At 37.4% G+C, this 16,188-nt stretch carries 19 protein-coding genes, 1 tRNA gene and 1 pseudogene; 14 read left to right on the top strand and 7 right to left on the bottom strand.

Translation table 11 applies throughout. From position 1 onward, the window contains the following. Window positions 1–58 precede the first annotated feature (58 nt). From P8596_RS15705 to P8596_RS15695, 3 genes are all read left to right on the top strand, one after another. Window positions 59–1,255 (top strand): M14 family metallopeptidase, encoded by a 1,197-nt coding sequence (locus P8596_RS15705; protein WP_224519523.1) that lies wholly within the window; start codon window positions 59–61, stop codon window positions 1,253–1,255. A 243-nt stretch (window positions 1,256–1,498) separates the two neighbouring features. Then, window positions 1,499–2,605, top strand: a complete 1,107-nt coding sequence (locus P8596_RS15700; protein WP_279724317.1) for a YqgU-like beta propeller domain-containing protein — start codon at window positions 1,499–1,501, stop codon at window positions 2,603–2,605. Then, complete coding sequence (locus P8596_RS15695; protein WP_034757662.1) at window positions 2,605–2,919, top strand: MTH1187 family thiamine-binding protein; 315 nt, start codon at window positions 2,605–2,607, stop codon at window positions 2,917–2,919. Before P8596_RS15700 ends, P8596_RS15695 begins: the two co-directional genes overlap by 1 nt. A gap of 49 nt (window positions 2,920–2,968) precedes the next feature. On the opposite strand, the gene P8596_RS15690 is transcribed toward P8596_RS15695, so the two are convergent. Together P8596_RS15690 and P8596_RS15685 are read right to left on the bottom strand one after the other, a co-directional pair. Next, window positions 2,969–3,322 (bottom strand): winged helix-turn-helix transcriptional regulator, encoded by a 354-nt coding sequence (locus P8596_RS15690; protein WP_034757670.1) that lies wholly within the window; start codon window positions 3,320–3,322, stop codon window positions 2,969–2,971. Window positions 3,323–3,534: 212 nt separating this feature from the next. Continuing rightward, complete coding sequence (locus tag P8596_RS15685) at window positions 3,535–3,708, bottom strand: DUF2759 domain-containing protein (protein ID WP_034757672.1); 174 nt, start codon at window positions 3,706–3,708, stop codon at window positions 3,535–3,537. Window positions 3,709–3,904: 196 nt separating this feature from the next. Between P8596_RS15685 and P8596_RS15680 the strand changes: the two genes are divergently transcribed. Next, window positions 3,905–4,540: an MBL fold metallo-hydrolase gene (locus P8596_RS15680; protein ID WP_279724316.1), complete on the top strand. Its 636-nt coding sequence runs from the start codon at window positions 3,905–3,907 to the stop codon at window positions 4,538–4,540. 39 nt (window positions 4,541–4,579) lie between these two features. Here P8596_RS15680 and P8596_RS15675 read toward each other — a convergent pair whose 3' ends face one another. Beyond that, window positions 4,580–4,825 carry a DUF2626 domain-containing protein gene (locus P8596_RS15675; RefSeq protein WP_034757675.1) on the bottom strand — a complete coding sequence of 82 codons (246 nt, stop codon included), beginning with the start codon at window positions 4,823–4,825 and terminating at the stop codon, window positions 4,580–4,582. 277 nt (window positions 4,826–5,102) lie between these two features. Between P8596_RS15675 and P8596_RS15670 the strand changes: the two genes are divergently transcribed. Next, entirely contained in the window at window positions 5,103–5,483 is a 381-nt protein-coding gene (locus P8596_RS15670; protein WP_034757676.1) for a Spx/MgsR family RNA polymerase-binding regulatory protein, read from the top strand. A gap of 351 nt (window positions 5,484–5,834) precedes the next feature. Here the strand turns inward: P8596_RS15670 and P8596_RS15665 are convergent. Together P8596_RS15665 and P8596_RS15660 are read right to left on the bottom strand one after the other, a co-directional pair. Next, window positions 5,835–5,906: transfer RNA gene (locus tag P8596_RS15665), tRNA-Gln, on the bottom strand. 69 nt (window positions 5,907–5,975) lie between these two features. Then, a complete protein-coding gene (locus tag P8596_RS15660; protein ID WP_279724315.1) occupies window positions 5,976–6,614 on the bottom strand; it encodes a cupin domain-containing protein in 639 nt (212 codons plus the stop codon). 123 nt (window positions 6,615–6,737) lie between these two features. On the opposite strand from P8596_RS15660, the pseudogene comGA reads away from it, so the two are divergent. Beyond that, window positions 6,738–7,496, top strand: a pseudogene (gene comGA / locus P8596_RS15655) (competence type IV pilus ATPase ComGA); the annotation flags it as partial. A 71-nt stretch (window positions 7,497–7,567) separates the two neighbouring features. Continuing rightward, complete coding sequence (locus tag P8596_RS15650; RefSeq protein ID WP_279727057.1) at window positions 7,568–8,230, top strand: hypothetical protein; 663 nt, start codon at window positions 7,568–7,570, stop codon at window positions 8,228–8,230. A gap of 61 nt (window positions 8,231–8,291) precedes the next feature. On the opposite strand, the gene P8596_RS15645 is transcribed toward P8596_RS15650, so the two are convergent. Both P8596_RS15645 and P8596_RS15640 read right to left on the bottom strand, forming a co-directional pair. After that, window positions 8,292–9,743, bottom strand: a complete 1,452-nt coding sequence (locus P8596_RS15645; RefSeq protein ID WP_279724314.1) for a recombinase family protein — start codon at window positions 9,741–9,743, stop codon at window positions 8,292–8,294. A 66-nt stretch (window positions 9,744–9,809) separates the two neighbouring features. Continuing rightward, the gene (locus P8596_RS15640; protein WP_279724313.1) at window positions 9,810–10,298 is read right to left on the bottom strand and encodes an ImmA/IrrE family metallo-endopeptidase; all 489 of its coding nucleotides are present in this window, start codon (window positions 10,296–10,298) and stop codon (window positions 9,810–9,812) included. A 161-nt stretch (window positions 10,299–10,459) separates the two neighbouring features. On the opposite strand from P8596_RS15640, the gene P8596_RS15635 reads away from it, so the two are divergent. The 7 genes from P8596_RS15635 to P8596_RS15605 all read left to right on the top strand — a co-directional run bounded on the left by P8596_RS15635 (window position 10,460) and on the right by P8596_RS15605 (window position 16,150). Then, complete coding sequence (locus P8596_RS15635; RefSeq protein ID WP_279724312.1) at window positions 10,460–11,389, top strand: S8 family serine peptidase; 930 nt, start codon at window positions 10,460–10,462, stop codon at window positions 11,387–11,389. Between the two features lie 14 nt (window positions 11,390–11,403). Further along, window positions 11,404–12,258: an SAR2788 family putative toxin gene (locus tag P8596_RS15630; RefSeq protein WP_279724311.1), complete on the top strand. Its 855-nt coding sequence runs from the start codon at window positions 11,404–11,406 to the stop codon at window positions 12,256–12,258. An 11-nt stretch (window positions 12,259–12,269) separates the two neighbouring features. Continuing rightward, window positions 12,270–12,827: a hypothetical protein gene (locus tag P8596_RS15625; protein WP_279724310.1), complete on the top strand. Its 558-nt coding sequence runs from the start codon at window positions 12,270–12,272 to the stop codon at window positions 12,825–12,827. A 186-nt stretch (window positions 12,828–13,013) separates the two neighbouring features. Continuing rightward, window positions 13,014–13,685, top strand: a complete 672-nt coding sequence (locus P8596_RS15620) for a hypothetical protein (RefSeq protein WP_279724309.1) — start codon at window positions 13,014–13,016, stop codon at window positions 13,683–13,685. Continuing rightward, window positions 13,651–13,917, top strand: coding sequence for an NUMOD4 domain-containing protein (locus P8596_RS15615; RefSeq protein ID WP_279724308.1), 267 nt, complete (start codon window positions 13,651–13,653; stop codon window positions 13,915–13,917). Before P8596_RS15620 ends, P8596_RS15615 begins: the two co-directional genes overlap by 35 nt. Before the next feature lie 475 nt (window positions 13,918–14,392). Next, entirely contained in the window at window positions 14,393–15,349 is a 957-nt protein-coding gene (locus tag P8596_RS15610) for a DNA/RNA non-specific endonuclease (protein WP_279724307.1), read from the top strand. 51 nt (window positions 15,350–15,400) lie between these two features. Beyond that, a complete protein-coding gene (locus P8596_RS15605) occupies window positions 15,401–16,150 on the top strand; it encodes a hypothetical protein (protein ID WP_279724306.1) in 750 nt (249 codons plus the stop codon). Window positions 16,151–16,188 lie beyond the last annotated feature (38 nt).

Raw genomic sequence — 16,188 nt, 5'->3', positions numbered from 1 at the left:
TGAATCTTTGAACCATTCATACATGTAAGTAAGGACATATGAATGGGGAGGTTGCATCATGAAAGTGAAAGTGCGCAGTGGCGATACCCTTTGGTACTACAGCCAACTGTTTTATATCCCGATCCAGTTAATCATCGATTCAAATCCTTCCGTTGATCCGAATAGATTGAAAATCGGTACAGAGATACAACTCCCAGGATTCAGGAAAGAAAGTCATTCTATTATTCAGGGTGACTCTCTCTGGTCACTGGCGCAAAACCGTAACATCGCTGTCGACGCGCTCCTTCTATTGAACGAAGGTGTCAATCCCGATGGATTACAAATAGGATCGACTATCAGTCTTCCATCAAGGGTGGTTTCACCCATCGTCAATGGTAAACAGGCCTACGGCTCACAACGATTTGAAGGAGATGTACAACGTTTAAAGGAAATCTATCCCTTTATAAAGTTACGATCTGCTGGCGAAAGCGTAGGTGGAAAAGATCTCATCGAAATAAGGATAGGAACCGGAAAGAAGAAAGTTCAAATGAATGCTTCCTTCCATGCGAATGAGTGGATCACTACATCTGTCCTTATGACGTTTATAAATGAGTACTTACTTTCCTTGACCAACAGTCAGCTAATGAGGGGAGTACAAACCCTGCCCATATATGGAGATGTAGCGTTGTCACTCGTTCCTATGGTCAATCCGGATGGAGTGGACCTTGTTCTGAACGGTCCCCCTAGCGATAAAAGAAATGAAATAATCGCTCTTAATCGGGGGAGTACTGACTTTACAGGCTGGAAAGCCAACATTAGAGGCGTGGACCTGAACAATCAGTTTCCTGCCAAATGGGAAGTTGAGCAGGAAAGGAAAGAGGAGAAAGAACCGGCTCCAAGAGATTTCCCAGGATATAAGCCCCTCTCAGAGCCCGAAGCCATCGCCATGGCTAAGCTTGCACGGCAAGGGAAGTTCGATCGACTTCTGGCCCTGCACACCCAAGGGAAAGAGTTTTACTGGGGGTATGATGGATTGGAGCCTCCAGATGCAGCCAAACTTGCAAATGATTTCACCAGAGTAAGCGGATATAAATCAGTCCGTTACATTGATAGTTATGCAGGATACAAGGATTGGTTTGTGAAAGAATTCCAAAAATCCGGATTCACCCTTGAATTAGGAAGGGGCATTAACCCCTTGCCCCTGTCACAATTCGATGAAATCTACCAGGACGTGTCCGGTATTTTACTTGTTTCTATCTATCGGTGGTATGAATGAAGAAAACACTCGAAAAATCTTTATATTAGTTCCATAAATATCTATTGTGGAAAATGAAAATCAGGAGTAAAATTAATCATCATCCTATGAATAGTAACCTCTCGTGGTGACCCAAAAGATGTATGTATGAACATCTGGTCATCACTTTTTTTGAATTTTTGTCATGTTTTTTTAATCTTATTGAAACATTTTCGCATTATAAACGTACTAATGAATATGGAATACAGGAGAAGGGGGAAGAGGATGAAAATGAAAAAAGGTAGTGTGTTGATATTTCTCATGATGTGCATTCTATGGTTAACGGCATGTCAGCCGGAAGAAACACAATCTTCCCCCTCAGAGAAAGAAAAAGATGATCAGAAAGACGTGATGGTTAATATCCTTCCTGCAGATGGATTTATAGAAAATGTCGGCTGGCTGTCCAGTTCAGAAATCCTTTCTGTACGGGAAGAGGATGGTGTGACGACCTTCTATATCTATAATGTGTACGACGGAAGCAATCAAAAAATTTATGATGTACAACCCTCCTATGTGAGCGCAAGCATCTCACCGGATAAGAAAAAAATACTCATTCATTCCTCTCCGGCATCCTATAAAGCCCAGCTGACGATTATCGATAGATCAGGAGAAGTACAATTTCAAAAGGATGTTCCTTCCTATGACTTGACCCACAGCTGGAGTCCATTCAATGATGATACAGTGGTCATGACCACTTTCAATGAAGATTGGAGCTTTCAAGTCTTTGAAATAAAGATTGGGGACGGGACCATGGACCCCATTGATGTAGAGCAGCCGTTTGTTCAGTGGCAATCGGCATCCTCCGTCCTTTATCAGGACTGGAGCAAGGATGAAGTGAGCGTATCGGCTCCACTGGTAGCACAAAATATCCTCGATGGTGAAAAGGAAATGATCGTGGAGGATAGTATCCATTTCAACCAATTCAAAAGTTCTCTGTTATCGGTCTTTTCAAGGGAAGAAAAAGGGCCGTTTACGTATCAATTCATTCATTCTAACGGAGAGGTTCAGTCGGAATTTACAGTTGACCTCTTAAGCCGTTACTCTGATTGGTTAATCCCTTATTATGATATGATAGAAGGGACGGGGCGGTTGATTACGTTCATTGCCAATGAACCGGGTTCTTTTGATACGTACTCTGGGACGTTCTCTTTAAAAGAGTGGGACACGGATTCCGGAAAGGAAGAGGTCCTGTTTGATGATCTTCCTTTAGAACCCATCAAGTGTTCTCCTGATGGAGAGTCGTGTTTATATGGTAATCAACTTGAAAAAGTAATCAATTTTAAGAACTCCAGTATCGTTCAACTACTTAAAGAAGAAGGAGCAGATATATAATGGCAATAGTCGATGTAACAGTTATTCCAATCGGAACGGAATCACCCAGCGTGAGTTCATATGTAGCGGATCTGCAAAGTATCCTTAAGGGGTATGAAGAGGAAGGGAAGATTCGTTTTCAACTTACTCCCATGAATACGATTATCGAAGGGGAACTTCCCGTTCTTTTCCAAGTGATACAAGACATTCATGAATCCCCATTCCAGCAAGGGATTCAGCGTGTGGCAACCAATATCAGAATTGATGACCGCAGGGATAAGCAAACGACCATGGAAGGAAAGCTTTCTTCCGTGCAGCGGAAATTAGAAAAATAACGAATATAAAAAGAGTGGGCGTCTAAGCCCACTCTTTTTATTGAACCGATCAAACTTCTTCACTTTCCAAAAGGACTTCACTTTTGTCGGGATAGGTTTTTTCGATATGCTGTTCACCCCATGCACATAACATATCCAGGGGTTCTTTTAGGGACCATCCGTATTCTGTCAGTTCGTACTCTACCTTTGGAGGTACCTGATTATAAATGATCCGGTTTATGACTCCATCAGCTTCAAGTTCCCTCAATTGCTGGGTCAGCATTTTCTGTGTTATTCCAGGCATCAAGCGTTTTAATTCACTGGTTCTCCGCTTGCTTTTAATCAAATGACAGAGGATGACGACCTTCCACTTGCCACCAATCACTTCCAAGGAAGCTTCAACGGGTATGTTGTATTTTTTCATATCATGACCTCCCCATCTATGGTCGAATACTATATAGAATCAGCAACAGGGCCAGGGAATATCCCATTTCCTTGTAGATATATTTCACTATCATTATAACGTACACATCAAAAAGGTCCATAGGGTACTTTTGAGTGCCTATAGGAGAAGTGGGGAAATTAAAAAGCCTTCCATCATGAAGTGGAAGGCTTTTCAATGTGAAACATTTTTAATTAATGGCCACCTGGGTATCCAGAGTGAAGGACAGTCATAATTGTAAACCATCCAAAGACACCTAATGTCGCCAGTGAGAAAAGGATTCCCATCGCATTCTTGTTTTTGAATGTGCTTACTACTGCAAATAAAGCTAATAGTGTAACAAGTGAAGTGATAATTACAAGACCCATTTATATGACCCCTTTCATTAAAATGCGTTTTTCTGACTCTATTGTAACATTATGTACATAAATGCACCCATTAACATTTTATAGGTTTTTCTCCTGTTTGTCGAGGTCAAAAAGTTTGACACTTCTATGTCGACCCCATTTTTATGATAATGGAAGTTCTGATACAATAATAGTATCACAAATGGAGGTGGAAACGTTGCAATGGAAACAAATGCCCTTAGGCCCTTTGCAAACCAACTGTTACATCCTATGGAACACTAACCATGATTGTCTGGTCATTGACCCAGGTGGAGAAGGGGAGAAACTGATTCAATGGTTGGAAAATCACTCATTGTCTCCTTTAGCCATCCTTCTCACTCATGCTCATTTTGATCACATCGGAGCAGTCGATCAAATGAGGGACCACTTCAGCATCCCTGTATATGTACATGAGAAAGAGGCTCAGTGGTTATTGGATCCTGCATTGAATGGATCGCAGCTATTCATGATGGGCGAACTCATCAGACTGAAGCCGGCGGACTACATACTGACAAATGAAAAGACCTTGAAAATTGGTGATTTTCAGCTGCAATTATTCGAAACACCTGGTCATTCACCGGGTAGTATTTCTTATTATGTACAAGAATGTGGAATCGTATTAGCAGGAGATACTTTATTCATGGGAAGTATCGGACGATCTGATTTGCCGGGGGGAAATCAGAAAGAACTATTAGCAAGTATTCACGATAAGCTATTGACCCTGCCTGAGGATACCACGGTTCTACCGGGTCACGGTCCTGAAACGTCGATTGAAGCGGAAATGGATTCAAATCCCTTTTTAAATGGCTTTTAAATAAAAAAATCCCTTCAGCTAAAAGCTGAAGGGATTTTTTTAGTGTCCTCCTGCACCAGGAGTCATCATAAAGGTCGTCCAATAAGTAAAACCTGCAAAGAACACTGTTAAGTAGGCACCGAAAACATAAATATACATGCGTTCGGACAGTTTTAAATAGCTAAGCATAATGAAGAATCCGGTTTGGCCTAAAAAGATTAATGATGTCGTGGTCATATCACCAAGATAGAACATAACGGCAAAAATACCAGTCCAAAACCCAAGAACTCTAAACATACGATCCATATGTAACCCTCCTTTGCACCCTAAGTCCATCACTCAATATTATAAATGAATACTACCATAAAAGTAAATATGTGTTTGAAGTTAGTTTGTGACGAATGCTTGTTAACTAAACATGAAACTTTCATTCACTCTATTCTTTTCTTGGTATTTCACCCCGAACCATTTTATGTAAAAAAATAATCACAAATTTCCAAGGGATATTACTGTACAAAAGTTATACAACTAATATACAATATGTTTAACGAATAAGAAGTTCAAATTTAAGGAGGTCAATAAAGTGAACAACCTGACATTTTTTACTTATCCAAGCTGTACCTCTTGCCGCAAAGCCAAAAAGTGGTTAACCGCACATTCCGTCGATTTTGATGAGAGGCACCTATTCAGAGACACTCCTACACATAAAGAGCTAATGGATCTACTTTCCTTAACGACAGATGGTCTTGATGAGATACTTGCCACGAGAAGCCAAACGTTCAAAGACTTGGGAAAAGACGTGAACGATCTTCCATTATCGGAAGTGATCAAACTAATTATCGATGAACCCAAACTTCTTCGCAGGCCCCTATTGACAGACGGAAAAAAACTGGTCGTCGGCTATAATCCAGAAGGACTTCAGAGTTTGGCGAACAAAAACAGATCATTGAAGAAAAGCAGCTAAATGGTTGAATTGAAAAAGGCAGGCACTTGAATTTCGAGTGCCTGCCTTTTTCAATGGTTTACTCATTTGTCGGGGCTGAACGAGTCGCCTCCGCTTTTAGTACTGTCCAGCTCCGGCGGCTAGCCCCTCGAGGTCACAACTGAAAAATCCCATAAGGCAAAGAGCGCCTTTTGGGATTTTCCAGTTTTGCTTGTCGGGGCTGAACGAGCCGCCTCCGCTTTTCGTCTATCCAGCTACAGGGCTTAGAGGCTCGAGGTCATAAGCTAAGGAACCCAAAAAGGCAAAGAGCGCCTTTCCGGGTTCCTCATCTTATGCTTGTCGCCTCTGAGCAAAGCCCTTCCGCTTTAAATACTGGGCTAGCTGGATTCGAACCAACGCATGTCGCAGTCAAAGTGCGATGCCTTACCGCTTGGCTATAGCCCATTGAATCGTCTTTACAAAATATAGTATGGATGTATTTTGAGGAACTATTCATGTATTGCTAAAAAGTTTTTAAAATGTCTTCGGAATGCATTGTCTGTTGTAATAAGGGTTTGGCTGATATTGATAATAGTATGGAGGATAATTGAAAAGTGTTTGCCGTACTGGTAAATGCCTTTCTTGTTCTAGGCAGCCCGGGCCGATATACGTGCCTGGCTTTACTTTCTCTGTCGTATTGATCCATGCGTTTTCATTCATGCAATAATTTTGAGCCATGACGCTTGAGGGGGTAAGTTTTAAAATATCGGATCCAAGGACAACTTCTGGAACGGGAGAATTAAATATAGCGAGTAGGTGGGTATTGTCCTTCCTTGCTTCTTCATAATGCCACCATCCTTGAGGTACATTCGCCACTTGTCCCGGCGAAATCCGGTAATTTAATATTTCTTTCGTAAATGGATTAAGTATGGAGACGATGGCTGCGCCGGAAATACAATAGACCAGTTCCGCAGCATTTTGGTGGTAATGAGGTTCTACAAAGTTATGTTTACTTAAATAGATATCAAGAAGAGAAGTATTGTCCAATGTATTTAGCTGATTTACTCCTAAAACATTAATCAGGTTTTGATTATCTTTTTTGAATAGAGGACTTTCATTCACATCAAAAGAGAATTGAGCTTCAGGTGAAGAATAATCCATATATTTCGTCATGGGAGGGTCACCACTTTCGAATGGCTGATTTTCTTATTTAATATATGGGTGGGCGATTGAAGTGTGAATCGGAAGAGACTTAAAGTTAAAAAACTTTCAAAAAAAGAAGGATTTTGCCAATTAATGTCGTATATTTACTTTAAGAAAACAGAAAGGTGGTGCCAATCCATATTTCACTCAGTCGAATCGTTATCGGAAGTGATGATTGGAGAAGCGTTCAGCAATGATGCCACAGATGTTCATTTGATTCCCAGAACGAAAGATTACTTGATTCAATTCAGAAAGCTCGGGGTACTGGTTCCATTCCAGACCATAGACCCGGATCAGGCAGATCGCTTGATTGCCCATCTGAAGTTCATGGCCTCCATGGATATCGGAGAAAAGCGTAAGCCCCAAAGCGGCTCCTTCAGCCTTACCGTAAGAAATACCCCCCTATCTCTCAGAATTTCCACTCTGCCAACCACCCACTTGAAAGAAAGTCTCGTCATTCGGATACTCCCACAAAAATACCAGATTCCCATTGAAAAAATGTCACTATACCCGTCATCAGCTAAAAAACTTCTTGCACTTCTTATGCATTCCCACGGACTCATCCTGTTTACAGGACCGACAGGAAGTGGTAAAACGACGACTTTGTATTCCCTCGTACACCATTGTTCCGTCGCCCTGAACCGGAATGTGATCACCCTTGAGGATCCAGTCGAGAAGCAACATGATGAAATGGTGCAGATCCAGGTGAATGAAAAAGCAGGAATTACGTATTCAACGGGATTAAAAGCCATTTTGCGCCATGATCCCGACATCATTATGGTGGGGGAAATCCGGGACCGGGAGACGGCAGAGATTGCGATACGGGCATCCCTGACAGGTCACCCAGTCATAATAATAGGACCATGCACAAAAGATTTCTGTTAATGTATAAATTAAAGTCGATGTTTTTTAGGTGGGTGTTAATGATGAAAGATGGTTATAAAGTTTTTATGGATAGGTTCAACATTACGGAAAATCAGATGATTGAATTTGGACTTAACGAAACAATTTTCATTCCTAAAACAGATGTGTATGATGAATGGCGTTTACTGAAGGGAAATATTTTCGAAGGCAAAAATAAAGTTTATGTTCGTGGGTATGGAAGAGATGCTAAAGGGACGCAACTTTACATAAACCTTTATAAAGAATTATTTGGACACAGTCACTTTATCAAGGACCCTACAAATAATGCAGAGCCAACAAAACTTTTAAAGAGATTGACAGGCTTTTCTAGGCAAGAAAAGCCAACTACAAAATATAAGCGGATTAGAAATTATCAAGTATCGCATATATTTGGAAGAACTAAAAATCCATTTTCTTTTACGGCTCCCTGGAACATTGTATATGTACCTAAAATCATGGATCCATTTACCGGACATGAAAGTAAAGGCGAATTAACAAATGAGTTTCAAAGACAATTTCTAGAGAGGTTTTATGACTTTTATCAGGAATATATTGAAGATTTTAATATGATAATGCAGGAGCTTGAGCCTAGGCTGATGCAATACCTTTTTAAAGAAGAGGATGTGATAAGTAAAAAGTTTAAGGAGGACGCGCTCCAGCAGTTTAGTCCAATAATTCTCTAATCAGACTTACTAAAGAAAAAGCCCAGAAAAGGGTACTGGGCTTTAGCAATGATATTTATATTTAATAAAATTCCACTTCTTTAATTTCCAAACAATCGGGTTTCAACTGGTCGCTAACCCGATCCACAAATATTCTCTTAGTAAACATCTGTAGGAGCATCTTTTTCTCCAAAGCATCAAGTTGATTCCAGTTCGTTTTTATATCCAGAAGAATTTCAGTTAGATCCACAGTGCTCATTTTTTCTCCAGCTGGTTGGAGGGAACTCAGCTGCTTATTTACATCCTCTTCTTTAGTATTTTCCTCTTCCATTCGTATAGAAAAATCTTCGTCACTGATCATTTCATTTACCCAAGCATATTGCCATTTTTTCCTTCGCTTCTCTATTTCCTTTAGTTCTTTATTTAACAGATTTAATTTATCTTTGGATTCATCAATTTCATCCATTTTCGTAAGGTCGTTTATGATTTCTGGATTTATTTCAAATGTGTCCAGGTATTTAATAAATTGTGTTTCTAAATAACGTTCAGACATTTGCCTCTGATCACATTCCCCTAATCTACTATTAGCGCAATAATATGACCTATTCTTATATTCTGTAGAACCTCTTTTAGCATAGCCATATTTCCCTGTAAGTGCAGAGCCACAACGTGCACATCTTGCGGTACCGGAGAAAATATACTTACTCGTAGCAGCTCTCGGGTGAATAACTCTTCTACTTTTTATAATACCTTGAACATTGTTGAATACCTCTTTTGTTACGATTGGAGGATGAGTGTTTTCGACTTCGAAATAATTTTCTTTATTTACTCTATAGTTATATCTCATCGTTCCAATATAGGTAGGGTTAGTCAGGATGTATCTTACTTTAAAATCGTTCCATGGTGTATTTGTTTTCGTTCGAATTTGCAACCGATTTAACTCAACAGCAATACTATTTGTCCCTTTACCCTCAATGTAATAATTAAAGATCCTTTGCACAGTTAAAGCTTCTTCCTCATTTATTTTAAGCGACTTGTTTTCCTTATCTAAGTCGTATCCATAAGGTGCCTGGTTAATCACCCAGTTCCCCTCACGAGCCTTTTGTTCCATACCCATGCGTATTCTTTCTCCGGTATTTTCTCGTTCCCATTGAGCTAATGCAGCTACTATAGTTATGAACATTCTACCCATTGCAGTGGTCGTATCGTATACTTCAGTGGCTGATTTGAATTTGCAATCATATTTATCGAAGGTCTCCAAAATGTTATATAGATCTCGAACCGATCTCGTCAATCGGTCCAGGCGGTAAACCAAGACACAATCAATTAAATTTTGCTCAATATGCTTCATCATTCGTTCCAGATTTGGTCTGTTGGTATCTTTAGCGCTGTATCCATCATCTATATAGATTTCGAAAATATCCCATCCTTGGGACACACAGTATGCTTTCAGACGGTCTGTTTGGGCACGTATAGAATATCCCTCGGCTGCTTGTTCGGTAGTACTGACACGGACATATACTGCTGCTTTCATTCAATCACTTCCTTTAAAACTAAATTACTCATAAATTATGAACAAAAAAAGAGCGATCTTGGTAAATCAGTAAATGCTTCTTTGAATGTGATTCCTTCTAATAATTTGTTCTAATCGTTCTTCACATAGTTCTGGAGATACCAGGAACATATCAGACATTTGTTTAATCACATCTCGATCATTGATAGGAATATATTTAATCATGTGATAGGGGATAGCTGCATACTGAGTAAAATGTTGTGCATCCCATTCCTGGAGCTCTCTAAACGAAGCAGGCATAATGGTTTGAACGCCTGAATGTCTAAGGATATGGCATAACTCATGAAAGAAAATTTCTCTGTGTTTTTCAATAGGTTCTCTACTATCGATTACAATGTCTTGATATCTACCAAACACGTGAAAGCTACTTGGTATAGGTTTCTTCTTCACATAGATTCCAAGGAACCTAGATATTCGTTCCTCACTAATTAAATTTGGAGTTGTTATTCCGATTCTAGAATAGAACCGAGATACCCAATCCTCTAAACCGGTGGTCCTGTATGTCAATTGGTACATTTTACTCACCTCGGTAACATTATACAAACATACGTTCTTATTTTCAAATTAAAAACGATAATATTTTTATCTTATATAATTCTTTAATACTAGTAAAAAAGATTGACTTGGATATATTTTGAAATTATAGTAATTTTATATAAATTGTAAAGGAGTGTTAGATGAAGAGAAAAATAGTAGCTTTTCTAATACTTGGTTTAATGTTTATTTTAGTAATAATAATTAATTTAGATATGGAGATGAGAGAGAGAGAAAATACCCACAGTAAAGTTGATATTGATTACGATAAAAAACAGTATGTCCCATGGGGAGTAAACCTTATAGGAAATATTAGTGGTGCTAATAGTAAAGTTGTTAAGGTAGCCATATTAGACAGTGGGATAGAAAAAGCACATCCGGATTTAGAAGGAAAGGTTGTTAAGGAATTTAATGCAACTGATCCAGATAATCCCTCTAGAGATGTGCTTGGACACGGTACAGCTGTTGCTGGAATAATTACAGCTAATGATAATGATCGGGGAATCCTTGGTGTTACTCAAAATGTAGAAATTTACTCAGTAAAGGTCATTAAAGATGATGGGAAAATAGATAGGGAACATTTCTTAAATGGTTTGGCTTGGTCAATTTCACAAAATGTAGATGTAATTAACCTAAGTTTAGGTTTTCAAAAGGATTTCCCAGAATTACAAAAACTTGTGGAGACAGCAATAAATAAGGGGATAATCGTTGTTGCAGCAAGTGGAAATGCTCATGGCATGAATTCTCAATATCCAGCAAGGTATCATAAAGTTATTTCAGTAGGAGCCGTTGATAAAAATTTGAAGCCAACAAATTTTACGGCAACCGGTAAAGTGGACTTTGTTGCCCCTGGAGTAGACATATTATCAACAAATAGGAATGGTTATTCCCATTTTGACGGAACTTCTTTCTCTGTAGGCTACATTACTGGGATAGTAGCCGAAATACTGTCGAGAGAGAGCATAAATAAAAATGAGAAAATAGTTTCAGATGTAAAAGAGCAATTAGAAAAAATGTCTAGTAAGTCTGAAATAAATAAAAGTGTTGGACACGGTGTACCTAAATTTAAATAAAGAGGTTGATATTTGTGAAAAAACAGTTCTTTAATAACTTTATTGTTTTACTTGTAATTACATTGATTTTTAGTTCATTACCGTTAAATACTGTATTCGCTGAAGGGAATACAACAAATAATAGTCTTCAAGAGACTGTATTATCGAATACACTAGAAAAAGAGCTTGAAGAAGAAAATATCTCATTGGAGAATTTGGAGCTAACTACTGAGGAACTAATAGTAGAAACATCTCTGGAGACTGCAAATGATGAAAGTGCCGATGCCACTATCGTAGTTGAAGCTGGTTCTGATATTATTAAGGTGAACACTGAAGAAGTCGATGAGGATGGAAAAGTTACACAAAAAGAATACGAAGTAAAAATAGAACAAAGCTCAGAAGATGAAATTGAGGCTAATTTCGAAGATGTAGATACCGGTGAAGAATACAACTTTGATTCAGAAGAAGGTTCTGCATCTCTAGTTTTCTTAATACCATTAGGGTTGGTCATGACGCCTGCTGTTTTAACTGCTCTATTTCACACCGGAGCCATGATTATTGTGGGTGGAGCTGCATATGTAATTGCTACTCAAGCAAATAAAAGTAAAAGCTATTATCATTTTGCTGCTACTGTAAAAAGCGGGGGAGTTTATATTGGTAAAGGTCTAAGTAAAGCTTCTGCAGTAGCAAGAATAAAATCAGGTAGAGATACGTGGTCAACATCTAGTAATCAAGCAAAAGGTGTTGCGGCATCTGCAAACCCTAGTGGTAAACCAATTAATGAAGTTGATACTAGATACGGAAAACCTAGAAAAGGATATTACTATCACTGGCATCCATACAAAAGAACACCAAAGGCACATGCATTTTATGGCGGCCCAGTTAAATAAAGGAGATATTAATGTTGGATTATAAGAATCTACTAAACAAATATTTAAAAAGGCAATCTGCTTTAATCTTCACTAAAGAGGAAGTTGAACAAAGGATTGTCAGAAAATTCAAGGGCGAAGAATTTTCAAAAACTGAAGTTTTAGATTTAGTAAATGATGATCAATTAGTATATTCTAAGGTATACAAGTGTCTTGTCATCGATGACCCACAAATATTAAATAAGTATTTTTCACCGAATGAAAAAAGCTACCATAATGAACAAATCGAGGATAATCAAGAAAATCCATTAGATTTCTCAAAGGTTAAAGAAAAGGAACATAATTATAATCATCTTCTCCTGGATGAGCAAGAAGGGAGAAGAGTTGATATTTTTCTTGAAAGCACCAATGGGAAATATGTTACAAACTTCATTGTAAGAGATAGATGTGAACAAATTAGTAGATATATTAATGCTCTAGTTTTAGGTGCGGTGATTCAAGAAGGTAGCGACGGAATCCAAGCAGATATTGAGGATGAGTATTTTCAGTTTTACTTGGAAAATCTCGATATGTTCGGTTTTTTAAATTAAGAAAAAAACTTTTTAAAATCCTGTTATGGATTATATGTTCCAGATGTGAAAGATTGTCGAATAATTATAGCTTAGGCTCCTTTTTAAAGGAGTCTTTTATTTTTCTGTGATTTATTATCCTGAAATTTTACAGGTCGATGGTAATTTTTATGATATATTTTAAGAGGGGATAAAGGAGGAGTAGAATTGCTCTTAGAGGTAGTCGAATATATTCTAACAATGAAACGTAGAAAAAACTTTGAAATTTTAGATAAAAAGACAGCGATATTCTTCTTGATTTCTACAATCCTTTCAATAATAAACTTCCTCTTAACAATTTTCATAGATAGTAGTTTCATTTTAATACCGTTGATAGTGAGTATTATCTTATTTTTAATTAGCCTAAAAAGGTTAGATAAGAAAATTATAAAAGCAAGAAGATTGGAAAGTAAGACTGAGAACAAGCAACTTAGAAATTGGATTGAGCAAAATTATTATTATAATCACTCGTCACAATTTAAAGAACTATCAATTTTATTAGAAAAAATCTCACAAAACTACAAATGGAAATTTAATATGAACTCTCTACTTGTTATGTTCATTCCTATTTGGAGTGGTATTTCTATTACTATGATAAAAGAGGATCCAAGCTCTTTAAAAACTATATTTATTTTAGCCGCCCTAATTACTTTAATAGTTCTGTTTGTTGGATTCTGGACAAAGACTGTTCTAGAAGAAATATTTGATACCAAACATAACAAAATTGCACAAGCTGCTAGATTTATGGCCGAAACATCAATAGAGCTCTCTGTGAAGGAAAATAAAAAGGTTAGGAGTAGATTGAATGGGAGAAGAATTCAGAGAAATAAACGGATATAAAGGATTATATGATATTTCCGAAAGTGGAAAAGTATTTTCACATCAATCAAAAAGAACACTGAAGAGGTGTGGAGATGAATATGGGTTCCATATTGTCAAATTATATAAAAATGGCCAGTCATCTAATCACAATGTATTTGAATTATGGAAAGCAGCTTTTCCAGATGTAGATCAAACTGGATTTAAGGGAACTAAAAAAATTAAATATTCTCAGGGGAGGCAATTACATTGAAAACATTTAATGAAATCTATTATAGACTTCCTAATTTGCTCCAAAAGCTTAAAAGTACAGAACCTTACCAAACCAAAGATCTTACTGAGGGTACAATAAAGCGGGTCAGGAAAGTACCCCGATAGAAGGTGTTTATCTAATAACGGATCACAATAAGAAAAAAGATTTGTATGTTGGTCGGTCAAGAAACCTGGCAGTTCGAATTGGTACTGATTTGCGTGCAAGTTCAAAAGATCAGGCAACATTATCTCATAAGTTAACAACTCTTAAAGAACAATTTCCTAATATCAACACAATACGTGAAGCAAGAGAGTATATGTACGATAATTACTCTGTACAGATGATTAAAGTACCGGATATTCATGAACGGATCATCTTTCAAATATATGCTTCTATGGAGTTAGGGACAATAAGAGAATTCAATAATTTTCGTGAAACATGATTAAAAATGTAGATTTAATAGGAGAGTCCTAAAATGAAAAAGAAGTTCAACTATTTATTGATACTGTTAACATCCGTCTTTATAGTGGGTTGTACAAGCGTTGAAGATACACCTACTTCAGATGGGAAAACTGATAATAAAGAAGTAACTGCAACGAATTCAAATGGAAATGACCAGAAAGAATCAACCAAAATCCCTGACAAAGAATCAGTAGAAGAGGAACCTGTAGCAGAAGAAACATCAACTGAAACAAATGATGACCTGTTTTCAGGATACAACCTTATCGAAGTTGATGGTGGTGATCTGTATGGATATCGTGAGCCTAATGTCGTCGTTGACATCGGTTTTGGAGATCGCGAATATTGGGCATTTACTAATGAATACGGGCAGTTAGTACGTGTCATTGCTGACGAAATCATTATTCAAGATGACAGTAACGAGCCTGTCTTATCGTCTGGAAGATACTACTCAGATGAAGCAAAGGTTCCTGGAGTCGAAAGTGACGTTTTAGATGAAGGCCATATCATTGCTGATTCTCTTGGAGGGGTATCAAACGCTTATAATATTACACCACAAGAAAGTACACTCAATCGCCATGGTGATCAAGCCTATATGGAGGATGCGATCCGAAAGGCAGGCGGAGTCACAAATTTTGAAGCAATAATCACCTATCCAGATACGGAAACTCAAATTCCTTCAAGCTATAAGTATACCTATATTTTAAACGATGATGAGGTCGTTGATACCTTTGACAATGTGAACCCTGATGATGTAAATGAATCACTGGGATTAACAGAGAGTGAGCCTACAGATTCAGCTCCAGCAGATTCAACCACAACCGGTGATATTTCAAGCGTTGATACAAACGATAATGGTCAGGTAACGATTAAAGAAGCAGAAGATGCAGGTTTTAGTATGCCAATAATGAGTGATCATTGGTTATACCCGTATATGCGTGATAATGATCACGACGGTATGGTAGGCGAGTAAGCAATAAGGCTTTAAATAAATAGTATTTTTCTTAGAGGGGAAGTTTAGCTGATGGATGAGGATAAACTTACAGTAATATTAGGGGATAAATATACTGAAAATCCTATAGTTAATTTCTTATTGTATATACAAAAGGGTATAGGTAACTCACCAACACCCAAAAAACTTTATAATAAAAAATTTGAAGAACTGACTTATAAAGAACGAAACAAATATCTCAAAGCTAATGATGAATGGAGAAAAAAGTATGATCTAGATGTAATGCACTTAAACGGAGATTTATGTGCAGATACTATTTTTTCTATTTGGATGCCACTGAAAATGTGTTTGCAAAATTCAGATGCATATCCTTATTCAGAGCATGGTGAGTATCAGAAACCGTATAAAAGCAACCCGTATATATCTAACATTATTAAAAATATTGATACTTACTTACCCTACGATAAATGGGAAGAACTATATAGATTCGTTAGAATTGCTTTAACTAAGTCAAATGTCATGAAATTACCAGAGAGAATAATGCAAGAAAGAGGAAGACTTTATTACGACCAAATGCCCAAAACACTTTATGAATGTTTTAAAGAGGGAAGATTTAGTCAGTGTTTTAAGGATATTCAAGTGGAAGAGTGGGTAAAAAAACAAAATTTAACCATGTTATTTGAGGGTGTTATTTCAAGAGGAAATATTAAACCATTGATATCAAGGATGAAAGCTTCTGAATATGAATGGATAAAAAATAGAGAAGAAATAAAAGAAATGCTCATAAATTACTGTATGATTTTAGAAATGCGATCGGAATAACTAAAAGATAGAGACTGAATTTGGTTTTATGGTATTAA

The organism is Rossellomorea sp. DA94, from assembly GCF_029834455.1.
Lineage (GTDB): Bacteria > Bacillota > Bacilli > Bacillales > Bacillaceae_B > Rossellomorea > Rossellomorea vietnamensis.
This window is presented reverse-complemented; position numbering and strand designations above follow the sequence as displayed.

Bases quoted from the DNA above. Each gene is read 5' to 3' on its own strand.
- P8596_RS15615 (WP_279724308.1), top strand. From the start codon at position 13,651: ATGGGAGAAGAATTCAGAGAAATAAACGGATATAAAGGATTATATGAT.
- P8596_RS15705 (WP_224519523.1), top strand. From the start codon at position 59: ATGAAAGTGAAAGTGCGCAGTGGCGATACCCTTTGGTACTACAGCCAA.
- P8596_RS15645 (WP_279724314.1), bottom strand. From the start codon at position 9,743: ATGAAAGCAGCAGTATATGTCCGTGTCAGTACTACCGAACAAGCAGCC.
- P8596_RS15675 (WP_034757675.1), bottom strand. From the start codon at position 4,825: ATGGATCGTATGTTTAGAGTTCTTGGGTTTTGGACTGGTATTTTTGCC.
- P8596_RS15635 (WP_279724312.1), top strand. From the start codon at position 10,460: ATGAAGAGAAAAATAGTAGCTTTTCTAATACTTGGTTTAATGTTTATT.
- P8596_RS15685 (WP_034757672.1), bottom strand. From the start codon at position 3,708: ATGGGTCTTGTAATTATCACTTCACTTGTTACACTATTAGCTTTATTT.
- P8596_RS15640 (WP_279724313.1), bottom strand. From the start codon at position 10,298: ATGTACCAATTGACATACAGGACCACCGGTTTAGAGGATTGGGTATCT.
- P8596_RS15610 (WP_279724307.1), top strand. From the start codon at position 14,393: ATGAAAAAGAAGTTCAACTATTTATTGATACTGTTAACATCCGTCTTT.
- P8596_RS15690 (WP_034757670.1), bottom strand. From the start codon at position 3,322: ATGAAAAAATACAACATACCCGTTGAAGCTTCCTTGGAAGTGATTGGT.
- P8596_RS15700 (WP_279724317.1), top strand. From the start codon at position 1,499: ATGAAAATGAAAAAAGGTAGTGTGTTGATATTTCTCATGATGTGCATT.
- P8596_RS15625 (WP_279724310.1), top strand. From the start codon at position 12,270: ATGTTGGATTATAAGAATCTACTAAACAAATATTTAAAAAGGCAATCT.
- P8596_RS15650 (WP_279727057.1), top strand. From the start codon at position 7,568: ATGATGAAAGATGGTTATAAAGTTTTTATGGATAGGTTCAACATTACG.
- P8596_RS15660 (WP_279724315.1), bottom strand. From the start codon at position 6,614: ATGACGAAATATATGGATTATTCTTCACCTGAAGCTCAATTCTCTTTT.
- P8596_RS15605 (WP_279724306.1), top strand. From the start codon at position 15,401: ATGGATGAGGATAAACTTACAGTAATATTAGGGGATAAATATACTGAA.
- P8596_RS15695 (WP_034757662.1), top strand. From the start codon at position 2,605: ATGGCAATAGTCGATGTAACAGTTATTCCAATCGGAACGGAATCACCC.